Source organism: Streptosporangium pseudovulgare, from assembly GCF_014648055.1.
In the GTDB taxonomy this organism is placed as follows: domain Bacteria; phylum Actinomycetota; class Actinomycetes; order Streptosporangiales; family Streptosporangiaceae; genus Streptosporangium; species Streptosporangium pseudovulgare.
The window spans coordinates 1-15277 of sequence record NZ_BMQJ01000010.1 but is presented as its reverse complement, the minus strand read 5'-3'; the positions used below and the strand labels follow the sequence as shown (position 1 = coordinate 15277).

15 protein-coding genes are annotated in these 15277 nt (G+C 71.9%); 10 read left to right on the top strand and 5 right to left on the bottom strand.

Annotation, left to right across the window (positions count from 1 at the left end; translation table 11 throughout):
* Positions 1 to 356: 356 nt before the first annotated feature.
* Positions 357 to 1130 (top strand): helix-turn-helix transcriptional regulator, encoded by a 774-nt coding sequence (locus tag IEZ10_RS20070; protein WP_189248047.1) that lies wholly within the window; start codon positions 357 to 359, stop codon positions 1128 to 1130.
* Positions 1131 to 1143: 13 nt separating this feature from the next.
* Here IEZ10_RS20070 and IEZ10_RS20065 read toward each other — a convergent pair whose 3' ends face one another.
* A complete protein-coding gene (locus IEZ10_RS20065) occupies positions 1144 to 2286 on the bottom strand; it encodes an ROK family protein (RefSeq protein WP_229811447.1) in 1143 nt (380 codons plus the stop codon).
* 104 nt (positions 2287 to 2390) lie between these two features.
* Here IEZ10_RS20065 and IEZ10_RS20060 point away from each other — a divergent pair, with 104 nt between their 5' ends.
* The 6 genes from IEZ10_RS20060 to IEZ10_RS20035 are packed head-to-tail and all read left to right on the top strand — an operon-like array spanning position 2391 to position 7314.
* Entirely contained in the window at positions 2391 to 3119 is a 729-nt protein-coding gene (locus IEZ10_RS20060; protein ID WP_179827506.1) for an amino acid ABC transporter ATP-binding protein, read from the top strand.
* Positions 3120 to 3140: 21 nt separating this feature from the next.
* Positions 3141 to 4058, top strand: coding sequence for a glutamate ABC transporter substrate-binding protein (locus IEZ10_RS20055; protein ID WP_189248046.1), 918 nt, complete (start codon positions 3141 to 3143; stop codon positions 4056 to 4058).
* The gene (locus tag IEZ10_RS20050) at positions 4058 to 4702 is read left to right on the top strand and encodes an amino acid ABC transporter permease (protein ID WP_179827502.1); all 645 of its coding nucleotides are present in this window, start codon (positions 4058 to 4060) and stop codon (positions 4700 to 4702) included. The genes IEZ10_RS20055 and IEZ10_RS20050 overlap by 1 nt, the downstream gene beginning before the upstream one ends.
* Positions 4699 to 5523: an amino acid ABC transporter permease gene (locus IEZ10_RS20045; protein WP_189248045.1), complete on the top strand. Its 825-nt coding sequence runs from the start codon at positions 4699 to 4701 to the stop codon at positions 5521 to 5523. Before IEZ10_RS20050 ends, IEZ10_RS20045 begins: the two co-directional genes overlap by 4 nt.
* Positions 5524 to 5581: 58 nt before the next feature.
* Positions 5582 to 6571 carry an asparaginase gene (locus IEZ10_RS20040; RefSeq protein WP_189248271.1) on the top strand — a complete coding sequence of 330 codons (990 nt, stop codon included), beginning with the start codon at positions 5582 to 5584 and terminating at the stop codon, positions 6569 to 6571.
* On the top strand, positions 6568 to 7314 hold the full coding sequence (locus tag IEZ10_RS20035; protein ID WP_189248044.1) for a copper homeostasis protein CutC: 747 nt from the start codon (positions 6568 to 6570) through the stop codon (positions 7312 to 7314). The genes IEZ10_RS20040 and IEZ10_RS20035 overlap by 4 nt, the downstream gene beginning before the upstream one ends.
* 69 nt (positions 7315 to 7383) lie before the next feature.
* Here IEZ10_RS20035 and IEZ10_RS20030 read toward each other — a convergent pair whose 3' ends face one another.
* The gene (locus IEZ10_RS20030) at positions 7384 to 8655 is read right to left on the bottom strand and encodes an erythromycin esterase family protein (protein WP_189248043.1); all 1272 of its coding nucleotides are present in this window, start codon (positions 8653 to 8655) and stop codon (positions 7384 to 7386) included.
* Positions 8656 to 9098: 443 nt separating this feature from the next.
* On the opposite strand from IEZ10_RS20030, the gene IEZ10_RS20025 reads away from it, so the two are divergent.
* The gene (locus tag IEZ10_RS20025) at positions 9099 to 9797 is read left to right on the top strand and encodes a carboxymuconolactone decarboxylase family protein (RefSeq protein WP_229811446.1); all 699 of its coding nucleotides are present in this window, start codon (positions 9099 to 9101) and stop codon (positions 9795 to 9797) included.
* Between the two features lie 369 nt (positions 9798 to 10166).
* Here the strand turns inward: IEZ10_RS20025 and IEZ10_RS20020 are convergent, their stop codons facing one another.
* Positions 10167 to 10562, bottom strand: a complete 396-nt coding sequence (locus tag IEZ10_RS20020; protein ID WP_189248042.1) for a nuclear transport factor 2 family protein — start codon at positions 10560 to 10562, stop codon at positions 10167 to 10169.
* A 353-nt stretch (positions 10563 to 10915) separates the two neighbouring features.
* Here IEZ10_RS20020 and IEZ10_RS20015 point away from each other — a divergent pair, with 353 nt between their 5' ends.
* Positions 10916 to 11485 carry a carboxymuconolactone decarboxylase family protein gene (locus IEZ10_RS20015; RefSeq protein WP_189248041.1) on the top strand — a complete coding sequence of 190 codons (570 nt, stop codon included), beginning with the start codon at positions 10916 to 10918 and terminating at the stop codon, positions 11483 to 11485.
* Positions 11482 to 13044, top strand: a complete 1563-nt coding sequence (locus tag IEZ10_RS20010) for an NAD(P)-binding domain-containing protein (protein ID WP_189248040.1) — start codon at positions 11482 to 11484, stop codon at positions 13042 to 13044. Before IEZ10_RS20015 ends, IEZ10_RS20010 begins: the two co-directional genes overlap by 4 nt.
* Positions 13045 to 13102: 58 nt before the next feature.
* Here IEZ10_RS20010 and IEZ10_RS20005 read toward each other — a convergent pair whose 3' ends face one another.
* Together IEZ10_RS20005 and IEZ10_RS20000 are read right to left on the bottom strand one after the other, a co-directional pair.
* A complete protein-coding gene (locus tag IEZ10_RS20005; RefSeq protein ID WP_189248039.1) occupies positions 13103 to 14305 on the bottom strand; it encodes an NAD(P)/FAD-dependent oxidoreductase in 1203 nt (400 codons plus the stop codon).
* A gap of 51 nt (positions 14306 to 14356) precedes the next feature.
* A complete protein-coding gene (locus IEZ10_RS20000; RefSeq protein WP_189248038.1) occupies positions 14357 to 15208 on the bottom strand; it encodes an SDR family NAD(P)-dependent oxidoreductase in 852 nt (283 codons plus the stop codon).
* Between the last annotated feature and the right edge of the window lie 69 nt (positions 15209 to 15277).

Below are 15277 nucleotides of genomic sequence, written 5' to 3'. Positions count from 1 at the left end.
AATAGTTTATGTATAAACCATTCGCATGCCGGGGGCGGGCGGCGGGGCGAAACCGGTTCGCTTCGTAAGGAGAGTTTCGGCCAGACCGAATCATCGGGATACATGTCACCCTTCTTGGGCCCCGGCCGTGAATGCGGAGCATTGCTCGGGAGGAAAGCCCGACACTTCTCCAAGATTTAACAATTTGGACCTGATGCCCGGTGTGCGTCTATCCATGAAAATGTGAGTATGTTGGCGGTGAGCTCAGGATGGTGAGGGTTCGGCAGGGCCTGGGGGGAAGTTTCCGACGTGACGGCGCACCGCCGTCGGCTTTCCCCTGCGCCGATGCCGGGCGAGCAGGAACAGAGGGAGCCCGTATGGCGGAAACGCCGCTGAGCAGTGAGCCCAGCGACCTGGCACAGGTGTTGCGCCAGGCGCATTCTTTGCTGGCGACGGCCATGTCACGGTCGGGGGTGGGCGAGCCGCAGCCCCTCATGGTGCGGATCGCGCCGACCGACCGGTCGGTGCTGGCCGCGGCGGAGGAGCTGACCGCGACCGCGCAGCGTGAGCTGGTGGCGGTGCTGCCGCAGCAGCGGATGTCACCCGCCTGCCTGCAGGTGATGAACGGCTCGCTCAAGGCGGTGGTCCGGCGCGGGGTGCGGGTGCGGCTGCTGTGGTCGCCCGACTCGGTGGGCATCACCCGCAAGGGCTGGTTCGCCGAGGCCGTGACCCCCGAGGTGGAGCTGCGGGTGGCCGAGTGCTCCCGCGAGGAGATCATCATCGTCGACGGGAACGCGGCGATCGTGCACGGCTCCCGGCCGGACCGCGACTACGCGATCATCCTGCACCAGCCCATCATCGCGGGAGCGCTCCAGACGCTGCTGGACACCATCTGGGCGACCGCCTCCCCCGCCCCCCGCCACCTCGACATGGACGACGACCGGTTCACCTCCCACGTGCTGACGTATCTGGCCGGCGGGCACACCGACGAGGCCGCCGCCCGCGAGCTGGGCGTCTCCGTGCGCACCTACCGCCGTTACGTCGCCCGCATCATGCAGGACATCGGCGCCACCTCGCGGTTCCAGGCGGGCGTGCTGGCCGGCAGGCTCGGCATGCTCACCTCCCCGCCCGTCGCGGCGGGACAGCTCTGACGGGCCGCGGGGGTCAGGCGAGGACGGCGTCCAGGAGCAGTGAGCCCGCGCCGAGCAGCGCGGCGTCGGGGCCGGTGCGGGTGACGGCGATCTCCAGGTCGCGGGTGGCCAGCGGCAGGCACCGTTCGTAGACGGCGGCGCGGACCGCCGAGATGAGCGGCTCGGCGCCGGACAGGCTGCCGCCGACCACGATGGCGTCGGGGTTGATGAAGTTGACCAGTACGGTCAGCACCTCGCCGATGAGGCGGCCGGCGTTCCTCACCAGGGCGGTGGCCTCGGGCACCGCGTCGGCGACGAGCGCCGCGACGTCGGCGGGCCGGTGCACGGCGAAGCCCTGGTCGGCGAGCGCGCCCATCAGCGCGGCGCCGCTGGCGTAGGCCTCCAGGCAGTCGGGGTGTCCGCAGGAGCACATGGCCGAGGAGTCGGCGCGGACCCGGACGTGGCTGATGTCGCCGGCCGCTCCCCTGCCCCGGTGCAGGCGGCCCTCGACGATCAGGCCGCACCCTATGCCGCTGCCGGCCTTGAGCACCATGAGGTTGTCGCAGCCGGGCCAGGCGCGGGCCTCGCCGACGGCCATGAGGTTGGCGTCGTTCTCGACGAGGACGGGCAGGTCGTAGTGGGCGCCGAGGTGATCGGCGACGGGGAAGGCGTTCCAGCCCGGCATGCGGGAGGGGGAGACCACCCGGCCGGTGGCCGGGTCGACGGGGCCGGGAACGCTGGTGCCGACGCCGCGCAGCGGGACCCCGGGCGGAGCGTGGGAGCGCAGCAGGTCGTCGAAGGCGGCGGCCATCCAGTCGAGGGTGGCCTCCGGGCCCAGGGCGATGTCGCAGGGGCGTTCCTCGACGACGAGCGGGACGCCGCTGAGGTCGAGCAGGGCCAGGCGGGCGTGGTGGGCGCCGAGGTCCGCGACGGCGAGCAGCCCCGCGGTGGGGCTGACGCGCAGCCGCCGGGGCCGCCGCCCGCCGCGCGAGGTGCCCGCGCCCTCCTCGACGAGGAGCGCGGCGTCGAGGAGTTCCTCGACGCGGAGGGAGACGCTGGAGGGCGCCAGCCCGGAGAGGCGGGACAGTTCGGCGCGCGACTCGGCCTGGCCGGTGGCGACGAGGCGCAGGAGGTCGCCCTGGGCGCCCCGCACGGGCAACCTCTCTTTGCCTGTCATGGCAGAAGGAATACCACGGCCTGACTTACTACGGCAACGTGTTGACTTCCGCCAGAATCATCCATTACGTTCCGGCTTGTCTTCGATTTCGAAGGAAGTTGGCGATGATCCAGGTCAAAGGGCTGAACAAATGGTTCGGCGATCACCATGTGCTGCACGACGTCGACCTCGAGGTGGCTCGGGGTGAGGTCGTCGTGGTGATCGGCCCCTCGGGGTCCGGCAAGTCCACGCTGTGCCGCTGCCTCAACCGGCTGGAGAGCGCGGGCTCGGGCGAGATCCTCATCGACGGGGTGCCCGCCCCGGTCGAGGGCCGCGAGCTGGCCCGGCTCCGGGCCGACGTGGGCATGGTCTTCCAGTCCTTCAACCTCTTCCAGCACAAGACCGTGCTGGAGAACGTGATGCTCGCGCCGATGAAGGTGCGCGGCGTCACCCGCGCCGAGGCCGAGCGGACCGGCCGGGAGCTGCTGGCGCGCGTCGGCATCGCCGAGCAGGCCGGCAAGCTGCCCGCCCAGCTGTCGGGCGGCCAGCAGCAGCGCGCGGCGATCGCCCGGGCGCTGGCCATGCGGCCCAAGGTGATGCTCTTCGACGAGCCCACCTCGGCGCTCGACCCGGAGATGGTCGGCGAGGTCCTTGACGTGATGGTCGGGCTCGCCGCCGACGGCATGACCATGGTCGTCGTCACCCACGAGATGGGCTTCGCCCGCCGGGCGGCCGACCGGGTGGTGTTCATGGACGGCGGCCGGATCGTCGAGACCGGTGAGCCGAACGCCTTCTTCGAAGCCCCCAAGACGGACCGGGCCAGGGACTTCCTGGCCAAGGTACTCACGCACTGATCGCAAAGGATGGTGGGCCCGATGGTCTCCCTGAAGCGGGTGGCCGCTGTCGCCGCCGTGTCGATGATCGGTCTGTCGGCCTGTTCGGGCACCGACTCGGCCGCCCCGGCGGTGCCGGGCGAGCCCAAGGCCGGTGATCTGCTCGCCGACGCGCCGGTCGCGGCGGCGGCCGACATCCTCCCCGGCTCCACGATGGAGAAGATCAAGAAGCGGGGTGAGCTGATCGTCGGCGGTTCGCTGGACGCTCCGCTGCTGTCGCAGCAGAACCCGGTGAGCGGCGAGATCGAGGGCTTCGACGCCGACATGGGCAAGGCGCTGGCCAAGTACATCATCGGCGAGCCCAAGGTGAAGATCGTCAACTCGGCGTCGGAGACCCGGGAGGCGCTGCTGGCCAACGGCACCGTCGACGTGGTCTTCCAGACCTACACGATCACCCCGGAGCGGGCCGAGCAGGTCTCCTTCGCCGGGCCGTACTACTCCTCGGGTCTGAGCATCGCGGTGAAGAAGGACACGACCGGCATCACCAAGCCGGAGGACCTCAACGGCAAGACCGTCATCGCGGGCGCCAACACCCCGGCCATTCCCGCGATCAAGAAGGCCGCGCCGCAGGCGAAGATCGTGACGTTCGGCAGCGACCCCGAGTGCGTGCAGGCGCTCAAGCAGGACCGCGGCGTCGCCTACGTCCAGGACGAGACGCTGCTGGTGGCCGACGCGCAGAAGGACCCGTCCATCCAGGTCGTCGGCAAGCCGTTCACCAGCGACCCGTACGGCATCGGCCTCAAGCACGGCGACGACCAGTTCAAGAAGTTCGTCAACGACTGGCTGACCAAGACCCAGAGCTCCGGGCTGTGGCAGCGGATCTGGAAGAACTCCCTCGGCACGGTCGTGCAGGGTGAGGCCCCGGCGCCGCCGCAGATCGGCTCGGTGCCGGGCTCCTGATGTCGGCCGTCCTCGACCACCTGCCCGAGTTCTGGGAGGGGCTGCTGGTCACCCTCCAGCTCACCGCGGCGTCGTTCGCCGGCGCCGCGGCGGTCGGGCTCGTGATCACCGCGATGCGGGTCAGCCCGGTCGGGGTGCTGCGCGCGATCGGCACGGCGTACGTGGAGACCTTCCAGAACCTGCCCCTGCTGGTCCTGCTGGTCCTGGCCGTCTTCGGGCTCCCGGAGATCGGGATCAAGGCCGGCCTGCTGACGACGGCCGTCGTGGTGATCGCCCTGTACGAGGCCGCCTACATCGCCGAGGCGCTGCGCTCGGGGGTCAACGCGGTCTCCGCCGGGCAGGGTGAGGCGGCCCGCGCGCTGGGGCTGAGCTTCGGCCAGTCGCTGCGCCACGTGGTGCTGCCGCAGGCGCTGCGCACCGTGATCCAGCCGCTCGGCAACGTCTTCATCGCGCTGACGATGAACACCTCGCTCGCCGCGGCGGTCGGCGTGGTGGACCTGACCGCCGCCGCCAACCGGGTGAACCTCGCGGAGGCCCAGCCCATCCCGATCTTCGTCGGGGCGGGCCTGGCCTACGCGCTGATCGCCGCCTGCGCCGGGTTCGTCACCGGGCGGCTCGAACGGCGGCTGGGGATGGTCCGATGAGCAACCTGCTGTTCGACGAGCCCGGTCCCCGCGCCCGTCGCCGGATCCGGATCGCGACCGTGGCGGGGACCGTCGCGGTGCTCGCCCTGCTGGCGCTGGCCGTACGGCAGTTCGCGGCCAACGGGCAGCTCGACGCGGCGCGCTGGCAGCCGTACGCGACCTGGCCGATGTGGCGCTACCTGCTGTCGGGGCTGTGGTCCACGGCGCTGGCGGCGGTCGTCTCGGCCGCGCTGGCGATGGCCGCCGGGCTGGCGCTGGCGATGGGCCGGCTGTCGCGGCGCCGCTGGGTCCGCCTGCCCGCCGCCGCGTACGTGGAGGCGGTGCGGACGATCCCGGCGCTGCTGCTGGTCTACGTCGTGCTGTTCGCTCTGCCCCGCTACGGGCTGGACCTGCCGCTGTTCTGGAAGCTCACGGTGCCGCTGGCGGTGTCGAACGCGGCGGCGTTCGCCGAGATCTTCCGGGCCGGGATCCTGTCGGTCGAGCGCGGCCAGGGCGAGGCGGGCCTGGCGGTCGGGCTGACCCCGGGCCAGACCATGCGGATGATCGTGCTGCCGCAGGCGGCCCGGCGCGTGCTGCCGTCGATCGTCAGCCAGTCGGTCGGCCTGCTGAAGGACACCTCGCTCGGCTTCGTCGTCAGCTACGCCGAGCTGCTCTACAGCGGCAAGGTCCTGGCGACCTACAACGGCCTGCTGATCCAGACCTACATCGTCGTCGCGCTGATCTACCTCGTGGTCAACGCGTCGCTGTCCAAACTCGCCCGCGTCCTGGAGGCCCGCCGGCCGGGCGTCCGCCCGCCCCGAAGGAGATTCGCCCGTGTGTGAAGCCGCCGCAGACCCGTCCCCGACCGGGTCCGCGTCCGCCGGGAACCCGCACACCGCCGTGCCCGCCACGTCCGCCGGGGGTCCGTCCCCGGTCGGGCGGTCCGGTTTCGTCGCGCTCGCCGAGGTGGTGCGCTCGGGGTTCGTCGAGAGCGTCCACTACGGCAGCGCCGTGGCCCTGGGGCCCGGCGGCGAGGTCGCCGTCTCCCTGGGCCGGCCGGACGCGCCGGTGCTGCCGCGCTCGTCGGCCAAGCCGTTCCAGGCGCTGGCCTGCCTGCTGTCGGGCGCCGCGCTGCGCGGCCCGAGCCTGGCCATCGCCGCCGGCAGCCACACCGGTCAGGACGCGCACGTACGGCTGGTCGCCGAGATGCTCGGCGAGGCCGGGCTCGGGTTCGACGCCCTGGGCTGTCCCGCCGACTGGCCGGAGGACGAGGCCGCCCGGCACGCGATGATCAGGGCCGGGCAGGGACCCTCCCGCGAGCGGATGAACTGCTCGGGCAAGCACGCCGCGATGCTCATGGCGGCGGTGGCCTCCGGCTGGGACACCGCCTCCTACCTCGACGCGGGTCATCCGCTGCAGCGCCGGGTCCGCGAGGCGGTCGAGGAGCTGTCGGGCGAGGAGAGCGCCCACGTCGCCGTGGACGGGTGCGGCGCCCCGCTGTTCGGGCTGTCGCTGACCGGGCTGGCCCGGGCGGCACGGGCCCTGGTGACCGCGCCGGAGGGGGCGGCGCCGCGCGCGGTCGCCGACGCGATGCGCGAGCACCCCGAGTACGTCGGCGGCGACGGCCACGTCAACACGACGCTGATGCGGGCGCTGCCGGGCGCGGTGGTCAAGGGCGGGGCCGAGGGCGTGCTGGTGGCGGCGCTCGGCAGCGGGCACGCGGCGGCGGTCAAGGTCATCGACGGCAGCCCGCGGGCCACCACGGTGATCGCGCTGGCCGCGCTGCGGGCCGCGGGCGCCGACGTGGCTCCGGCGGCCGGGTTCGAGAACGTTCCGGTGCTCGGCGGCGGCGTCCCCGTCGGCGAGATCCGTACTTTGGGGGAAAAATGAGTCTTAAGTATGAAATCTGCATTGACAGTACGGCGGGCGCGCTGGCGGCTGAGCAGGCCGGGGCGGACCGGGTGGAGCTGTGCTCGGCCCTGTTCGACGGCGGCCTGACCCCCACGCTCGGCACCGTCGAGGCGACCCTGGCCGCGGTCTCCTCGATCCGCGTCCATGTGATCATCCGCCCCCGGGGCGGCGACTTCATCTACGACGAGCACGAGATCGCCGCCATGGAGCGCGACGTGGCCACCATCCGCGACGCGGGCGCGCAGGGCGTGGTGATCGGCGCGCTGACCCCGTCGGGCGAGGTGGACACCGAGGTCGCCAAGCGGCTCATCGGCGCCGCCGGGGACCTGTCGGTCACCTTCCACCGCGCCTTCGACATGACGGCCGACCCGTTCGCCGCCCTGGAGACGCTGGCCGGCCTGGGCGTGGACCGGGTGCTCACCTCCGGCCAGGACATCACGGCGCTGGAGGGCGCGCCGCTGATCGCCTCGCTGGTCGAGCGGGCCGGCGACCGCCTGGTCGTGATGCCGGGCGGCGGCATCACCCCGCGCAACGTCGGCCGCGTGGTCGAGGCGACGGGGGCGCGGGAGATCCACTTCGCGGCGCTGGTGGACGCGCCCAGCCCGGCGACGCACCGCAACCCCCACCCGTTCATGGGCGGCGAGCTGCGCCGGCCCGAGTACGCCCGCCAGGTCACCTCGCCGGGCCTGGTCTCGGAGGTGATCACCGCGGCCGGCGCCTGACGCCGCCGCGCCCCGCCGGGAGCGCCCGGTGAGCCCCGCGGGCCGCCGGGCGCTTCCGGACGCCGGACGTCAGACGCCCGTGGGCATGGTCTCCAGCTCGCCCCGGCGCTCCCTTTCCATGTGCAGCGCCTGCAGAGCCGAGGTACGGGTGATCCACAGCAGCGCGTCGTAGCGGTCGCCCATCATGCTGGGCACGTAGTTGCGCCGCTCCCGGATCGGGTCGTAGACCACCCCGACGGCGCGGTGACCGTGCCAGGTGGTCAGCCAGTGCGCGTCCGGCTGGTCGGAGAAGATGAACAGGGCGCGGTGGTCGAGGTCGGTCGCCGTGTCGCAGAGCAGTCCCTCCAGGCTGTCGCGGGGCGGCGGGGGCAGCGTCATGACCTCCATGGGCGCCCCCCAGGAGGGGGCCGCGACCACCTCGCCGTAGGCGGTGGCGAAGCCGACCAGCACGACGTTCTCCCGGCCGTGGCGCTCCCGGGCGAGCCGGCCGAGGTTGATGATCCCGCCGTGCGCCATGTCGGTGGCCCTGGCGTCGCCGATGTGGGTGTTGTGGGCCCACACGACCGCCTTCGCGCCGTCGCCGTGGGCGTCCAGCAGGCGGTCGAGGGTGTCGGCCATGTGGGTGTCGCGGATGTTCCACGACTCCGCGCCGCCGTTGATCATCGACCGGTAGTACTCCTCGGCGGTGGCCACCACCTCGGCGTTCTGCCGGGCGTTCAGGGCCTCGGCGGGGTCGGCGGCCTCGGCGTGGACGGTCCGCCGGGCCTCGCTCAGCAGGGCGATCACCTCGTCCTCGCACCCCTCGGGCACCAGTCGCGTGCCGTGGGCGTACGCGTGCGGGTCCTCGTTGTACGGCTCGAAGCAGCGGTAGGCCTCCACGGCGTGGTGCGTGTACTCGGGGTGGTGCTCGTGCAGGTAGAGCATGATGGCCCGCAGGGACTCCCACATGCTGTAGACGTCCAGGCCGTAGAAGCCCGCCCGCTCCCCGGCGGGCAGGGCCGCGTTGCGGGCCCGCAGCCAGCGGCAGAAGCGTGAGGTCTCGGCGTTGGCCCACATCCAGGTGGGCCAGCGGCGGTAGGCGTCCAGGACCATCTGCGGGTCCTCCGGCGCCCCCCGGGCGAGGGTGACCGAGCGGTGGACGTCCCAGCAGTCCGGCCAGTCGCCCTCCACCGCCACGAAGGAGAAGCCGCGCTCCTCGATGAGGCGGCGGGTCAGCGCGGCCCGCCAGGCGTAGAACTCGTGTGTTCCGTGGGTCGCCTCGCCGATCAGCACGCACCGGGCGTCGCCGATGCGGTCGAGAAGAGGGTCGAGGTCGGCCGCTTCCGCCAGCGGAAGGGCCATCCCCCGAACCTCATCCGTTTCGTCCATTTTCCAGATCCGTTTCGCTGGGGACCGCCCGGCCTCCGGACGGTCCGCGCCTCGTCCTCCCCCTCCGCGCCGGAACGCGGCGGGCGGCGCGCACACCGCCCGGCGTGGTCCCCCTCGTGCGCCCGGGGCCGCGAAGATCGGAGGGCGCCTTCCCCTTCAACCGTTCCCCTTTCGCACGTTTCAACCCATTTTCTGGAGATTTGACGGATTCCAGGGGGATCGGCGAGCCGGTGGATCATCCCGCCCGGCCGCCGGCCGCGGGCGGGGCCGTACGGACTGTCAAGCGCCGTTCCGTGACAGGAAACGGCGGGGAACGAGCAGCTTGCTGCCCCGCGAAAGCCTGGAACGGGGCCTTCCGGAAGCGCAGAGTTGTAAATGCGAGAACGCACCGGAAAACCGGAGACAGGGATGAGGGGATGACAGTCCAGACCACTTCCGCGGAACTCGTGGAAATTCCCGCGAAGAAGGCGGTGGCGTCCGCGAGAAAAGGCGCCGGAATCGGTAGCGACCCGTTACGGCTGATCCGGTTCACCCGGCCGGGAAAGAAGAGATCCCGCGCCTACATCACGCTCAACTCCGACGAGCCGGGGGTGCGGGGGCTGTTCCGGTTCCGCCCGGAGACGGCCCTGCCGCTGAACGCGCTGGTGGACGTGCTGCTGCGCGGGGAGAGCACCCTCACCCAGGGGGAGAGGGAGCTGATCGCGACGTACGTGTCGGCGCGCAACGAGTGCCGGTTCTGCTGCTACACCCACGCCGCCCTCGCGGCCGTCCGGCTGCCCGAGGGGATGCCGCTGGTGCAGGCGGTCTGCGCCGACCCGGAGTCGGCGCCCGTCCCGGCCAAGCTCAAGGCGCTGCTGCGCCTCGCCGGCGCGGTGCAGGAGGGCGGCAGGCACGTCACCGAGGAGCACGTCACGGCCGCCCGCGCCGAGGGCGCGACGGACCTGGAGATCCACGACACGGTGCTGATCGCCGCGGCGTTCTGCATGTTCAACCGCTACGTCGACGGGCTCGGCACCCACGCCCCCGACGACCCGGCCGCCTACGCGGCGCGGGCCCGGATGAAGGGGGGTTACGTGACGGTCCTGGCCGAGGCGCTGCGCCAGGCCCAGGCCTGACCGGGCACGCCGGCGGAAGGAGGAGAGAAGGGAAAGGACGCGAAGGAAATGACGGGAGGAGAAGAAAGGAGAGGCGCGCCGGCGGAAGAGAAACAAGACGAGCGGAAAAGAGAGGAGAGGACGGAGAAAGAAAGGAGAGGGGATGCCGGGAGGAAAGGAGGACGCCACGGGAGCTCCGAGGGAACGGAGAGGTCCACGCGGATCGGACGGTTCGAGGGGATGACGCCTTCCCCGTCGCCCCGCCGTCCGCCCGCCCGCGAGACACCGAGGAGACCGCGCGGCGCGGGGGACGTCCGCCACACGTCCCCCGCGCCGCACGCCCCGGGGAAGACCCCCGGGGCGGGAGAACCGGAAAGGAGAGACGGCGCCTCAGGCGAGGAACTCGTCGACCGCGTAGGAGTCCTGCGGGAAGCTCCAGCGTTCGGTGATCCTGCCGTCGGCGACGCGGAAGACGTGCACGCCGCGCTCGTCCAGGACCCTGCCCCCGCGCTCGCCGACGACGCGCAGGATCGCGGCCACCCGGTCGTCGTCGGCCAGGAACGCCTCCGGCTCGAACCGCAGCGCCCCCTTGGTGACCTCGCCGAGCCGCTGGAGGTAGCCGATCACCTCCTCCTTGCCGCGGTGGTCGCCGGCCAGCGCGCCCCGGCCCGGAACGTGGAAGACCACGTCGTCGGCGAGCAGGTTGTCACGGACGTGGTCGAGGTCGTTCTTCGCGAGAGCGTCGTAGGCGCTGCGCACGACGCCGGCGTTGGGGTGTTCGGACATGGCGCTCCTCTTTCGGCAGGGTCGAATTCCCCGAGGTGACGAGGATGAAAAGGGGGGGCGCCGGTGACGGTACGTCACTCGGGCAAAAGCGGCAAGAGTCATCAGAAGCACCGCAGGACACCGACGTCTCCCCGGAAAAGAGTCACACCATAAAGCAGTTTGAATAACGCCCGTAAATGATCCCGGGAAAACGGCGGGAAAGAGCCGGGAAGGCGGATAAGACGGGACGGGTCGTTGACAGCGCGGCGGGCACGTGCCGATCATGAGGGCGTCCGCCGGACGGAACGTTCCGTCGGCGGCGCGTGATGCACCCCGACCACGATGCCCCGGCCACGCCGGCACGAGGAGTGTCCATGCCCCACATCGCCCTCCCCACCGACGATCCGGGGATCAGGGGCCTGTTCCGGTTCCGCCCGGAGACCGCGGCCCCGCTGAACGGGCTCGCCGAGATCCTGCTGCGCGGGGACAGCACGCTGTCGCGCGGGGAGCGCGAACTGATCGCGGCGTACGTGTCGTCGCTCAACCGCTGCCGCTTCTGTCACTCCTCGCACGCGGCGTTCGCCGCCGCCCAGCTCCCCGAGGGGATGGAGCTGGTGAGGCGGACATGCGAGGACCCGGCCACCGCGCCGGTCTCGCCGAAGCTGCGGGCGCTGCTGGACATCGCCGCGGCCGTGCAACGCGGCGGGAAGGAGGTCTCCGCCGAGCACGTCGCCGCCGCCCGCGCCGAGGGCGCGTCGGACCTGGAGATCCACGACACGGTGCTGATCGCCGCGGCGTTCTGCATGTTCAACCGCTACGTCGACGGGCTCGGCACCCACGCCCCCGACGACCCGGAGGCGTACGCGGCGGTGGCCGAGCAGATCGTCACCCACGGTTACGGGAGCACCACCCCCGCCGCCGAGCACTCGGGCCCGCGGCCGTGACGGCGCCCGGCGGGCACGTCCACCGCTACCTGATCGTCGGCGCCGGGCCCGGGGGGCTGCAGCTCAGCTACTTCCTGGAGCGCGCCGGCGCCGACTACCTCACGCTGGAGCGCGAGGACGCGCCGGGCGGATTCTTCCGCCACTACCCGCGCCACCGCAGGCTGATCTCACTGAACAAGGTCCACACCGGCCAGGACGACCCGGAGATCGCCCTGCGCTGGGACTGGAACTCCCTGCTCAACGACTCCCCCGACCTGCTGTTCCCCCGCTACTCGCGCGAGTACTTCCCCGGCGCCGGCGACCTGGTGCGCTACCTCGGCGACTTCCAGCGCGAGCACAAGCTCAACGTCGCCTTCGGCGTCTCCGTCGAGCGGATCGCCCGGGAGGAGGACGGGCGCTTCGCCGTACACGCCGGGGGCGAGGTGTTCCGGGCCGAGTGCCTGATCATGGCGACCGGCTGGGGCGGGCCGTACGTGCCGGACATCCCCGGGATCGAGCTGGCCGTCGGCTACGAGGAGATGCCGGTCCGCGGCGAGGACTTCACCGACCAGCGGGTGCTGATCATCGGCAAGGGCAACTCGGCGTTCGAGACCGCGCAGTCGATGCTCGGCCACGCCGCCGTCATCCACCTGGCCAGCCCCAGCCCGGTACGGCTGGCCTGGACGAGCAAGCACCCGGGCCACGTGCGCGGCCAGTACGGCGCGCTGCTCGACAGCTACTGGTTCAAGACGCTGCACGGCGTGCTGGAGTGCGAGGTCGACCGGATCCGGCGCGTGGGCGACCGGTTCGAGGTGGAGATCACCTACACCCTCGCCGAGGGCGAGCGGGCGACGCTGGAGTACGACCGGGTGCTGCGCTGCACCGGGTTCACCATGGACACCTCGGTCTTCGACGACTCCTGCCGTCCGGACCTCGCCCCGAACGGCCGCATGCCGGCGATCCGCCCCGACTTCCGGTCGGCCAACGTCGACGGCCTGTACTTCGCCGGCACCCTGATGCAGGCCCGCGACTTCAAGCGCGCCTCCTCGGCGTTCATCGACGGCTTCCGCTACAACCTGCGGACCCTGGCCGCCCTGCTGGCCGAGCGCTACGAGGGGGTGCCGCTGGAGGAGCGATGGCTGCCGGCCGACGCCGAGACGCTGGCCGGCGACATCCTGGACCGGGTCAACCACAGCTCGGCGCTGTGGACCCAGTTCGAGTACCTCTGCGACGTCTACGTGCTCGACGAGCGGACCGGGCGGGTCCGGCGCCACACCGACCTGCCGGAGGACTACGCGGTCGGCAGGTTCGGCGGCGAGGGGCTGTGCCTCACGGTCACCCTGCGGTGGGGACGGCAGGAGCAGCCCGACGTCTTCGCCATCCGGCGGCACCCGACGCCGGAGCGGGCGCACGAGAGCGCGTTCCTGCACCCGGTCGTGCGGGTGTGGCGGGACGGCGAGCAGGTCGCCGAGCGGCACCTGCTGGAGGACCTGCAGGCCACCTGGCGCGACCCGGTGCGGCACGTGGCGCCGCTGCGCGCCTTCCTCACCGAGCAGCTGCCCGGGGAGCGGCCCCGCTAGGAGCTGTTTCTCAGATCAGGTGCGCAGCCGGATGATCTGAGAAACAGCTCCCGGGCGGCTACGCGACCGCCTTCTCGGCGGACGCGTCCGGCGCGGCGGTCAGGCGGTGCTTGCGCTTGGGCAGGCCGAAGGTCGGGTGCGAGGTGGCCCACAGCGAGAGCTTCAGGATGCCCGTCTTGATGCGCGCGGCCTTCCGGCCGCCCACGTACGTCGGCTTCGCCTGCGCTTCGTCGTTCACCGGCTGCAGGATCCCGTCCCGCCGCCCGAGGCTGATGTGGTTGCCCGGGTAGTCCAGCTTGGCGTTCGCGATCTTGCCGCCGGTCAGGCGTCCCACGATCGCGTCCGTGGCCTGCCGGCCGGTGGAGCCGGCCGACGCGCAGGACATCGGCAACGGCCGGCCGTTGTCGCCGATGGCGTAGGCGCTGTCGCCGATGGCGTAGACGTTCGGGTGCGAGACCGACCGCATGGTCCGATCGACGATGATCTGCCCGTTCCGGGCGACCTCCAGCCCGCCGGCGGCGGCGATGGGGCTGACCGCGAACCCGGCCGTCCACACGGTCGCGTCGGATGCCAGGGCGGTGCCGTCGGCGCACAGCACGCGCGTCGCTTCGACGGTTTCGACGCTGGTGTGCTCCAGGACGGTGACGCCCAGCCGGTCGCAGGCCTGGCGCAGGTGGTTGCGGGCTCCGCTGGAGAGCCGGGCGCCCAGCTCGCCGCGGGCGATGAGCGTCACCGACAGGCCGGGCCGGGATTCGGCGAGCTCGGTGGCGGTCTCGATGCCGGTCAGCCCGTCACCGACGACCACCACGCTTCCGCCTTCGCCCCGCCCGTCCAGGCTGTCGAGGCGTTCGCGCAGGCGCAGCGCCGAGGGCCTGCCGGCGATGTCGAAGGCGTGCTCGGCCACGCCGGGGACACCTTCGACGTCGCCGTGGCTGCCGAGCGCGTAGACGAGCGTGTCGTAGCCGAGTTCGTCGCCGCCGCCGCCGGCGTCGGCGATGGCGACGGCCTGGCGCTCGGGGTCGACGGCGGTGACCCGGGCCAGGCACAGCCGTATCCCGGTGTCCGCGAAGACGTCGGCGAGCTTGGGAGCCTCGATCTTCTGGCCGGCCGCGAGCTGGTGCAGCCGCAGCCGCTCGACGAAGTCCGGCACGGCGTTGACCACGGTGATCTCGGTGTCCGCCGGGGACAGCCGGCGAACCAGGTTCCCGGCCACGTAGGCCCCGGCGTAGCCGGCGCCGAGGACGACGATGCGGTGCTTCATGTGTCGCTCCTTTCGGTTCGATTGCTCTCGGTGAGTTGACTCGTCCCTGGGTCAGCGGTCTTCTTGGTCGAGGTCGCCGTGAGCCTGGGCCGAGAGGTCCTGCCCGTCGGCCCAGGTCTTGAGCCGGTCGGCGTAGGCCTGCTGGATCATGGGGTAGAAGCCCTGCCCGAAGAGCACGCGCAGGGGCGGGTCGTCGGAGTCGACGATTTTGAGGAGGGTCTGGGCGGCGGCGGCCGGGTCGCCGGCGGGCTGCTTTCCGGCGATGCCGGCGATGCGCCGGCGAAGGCCGTCGTAGGCCGGGTCGGGCTGGGCCATGTGGCCGTTGTCGAGGGGATCGGGGTTCTTGCCGTTCCTGGTCGCGAAGCCGCCGGGCTCGATGATGGTCACCTTGATGCCGAAGTCGGTGACCTCCTGGGCGAGGGATTCGTTCAGGGCTTCCACGGCCCACTTGGAGACGTGGTAGGCGCCGCCGAGCGGGAACGCCATGAGCCCGGCGGCCGAGGACATCTGGATGATGTGGCCCGCGCCCTGCTCGCGCAGGTGGGGCAGTGCGGCCTGGATCACCCACACCGCGCCGAACAGGTTGGTCTCCAGCTGGTCGCGCAGGTGCTGCTCGGTCAGTTCCTCGATCGCGCCGATCATGGCGTAGCCGGCGTTGTTGACGATGACGTCGAGGCGGCCGAAGTGCTCCCTGGCCCGCTTCACGCTCTCGAAGACCGCGGCCTTGTCGGTCACGTCCATCTCCAGCGGGAGCACCGCCTCGCCGTGGGCGGCGACCAGTTCGTCAAAGCCTGCGGTGCTGCGGGCGGTCGCGGCCACCCTGTCGCCGCGGGACAGGGCGGCCTCGACGAAGTTGCGGCCGAGGCCGCGCGACGAGCCGGTGACGAGCCAGACCTTGCTCATGATGTCCTTCCGTTCTTTCTGCGGTGGTGGTGGCGGTCGTGCGGCGGTCGCCGCGCGACGGGGTCAGGG

Coding starts and splice junctions, on each gene's coding strand:
- IEZ10_RS20070 (WP_189248047.1), top strand. CDS start 357: ATGGCGGAAACGCCGCTGAGCAGTGAGCCCAGCGACCTGGCACAGGTG.
- IEZ10_RS20065 (WP_229811447.1), bottom strand. CDS start 2,286: ATGACAGGCAAAGAGAGGTTGCCCGTGCGGGGCGCCCAGGGCGACCTC.
- IEZ10_RS20060 (WP_179827506.1), top strand. CDS start 2,391: ATGATCCAGGTCAAAGGGCTGAACAAATGGTTCGGCGATCACCATGTG.
- IEZ10_RS20055 (WP_189248046.1), top strand. CDS start 3,141: ATGGTCTCCCTGAAGCGGGTGGCCGCTGTCGCCGCCGTGTCGATGATC.
- IEZ10_RS20050 (WP_179827502.1), top strand. CDS start 4,058: ATGTCGGCCGTCCTCGACCACCTGCCCGAGTTCTGGGAGGGGCTGCTG.
- IEZ10_RS20045 (WP_189248045.1), top strand. CDS start 4,699: ATGAGCAACCTGCTGTTCGACGAGCCCGGTCCCCGCGCCCGTCGCCGG.
- IEZ10_RS20035 (WP_189248044.1), top strand. CDS start 6,568: ATGAGTCTTAAGTATGAAATCTGCATTGACAGTACGGCGGGCGCGCTG.
- IEZ10_RS20030 (WP_189248043.1), bottom strand. CDS start 8,655: ATGGCCCTTCCGCTGGCGGAAGCGGCCGACCTCGACCCTCTTCTCGAC.
- IEZ10_RS20025 (WP_229811446.1), top strand. CDS start 9,099: ATGACAGTCCAGACCACTTCCGCGGAACTCGTGGAAATTCCCGCGAAG.
- IEZ10_RS20020 (WP_189248042.1), bottom strand. CDS start 10,562: ATGTCCGAACACCCCAACGCCGGCGTCGTGCGCAGCGCCTACGACGCT.
- IEZ10_RS20015 (WP_189248041.1), top strand. CDS start 10,916: ATGCCCCACATCGCCCTCCCCACCGACGATCCGGGGATCAGGGGCCTG.
- IEZ10_RS20005 (WP_189248039.1), bottom strand. CDS start 14,305: ATGAAGCACCGCATCGTCGTCCTCGGCGCCGGCTACGCCGGGGCCTAC.
- IEZ10_RS20000 (WP_189248038.1), bottom strand. CDS start 15,208: ATGAGCAAGGTCTGGCTCGTCACCGGCTCGTCGCGCGGCCTCGGCCGC.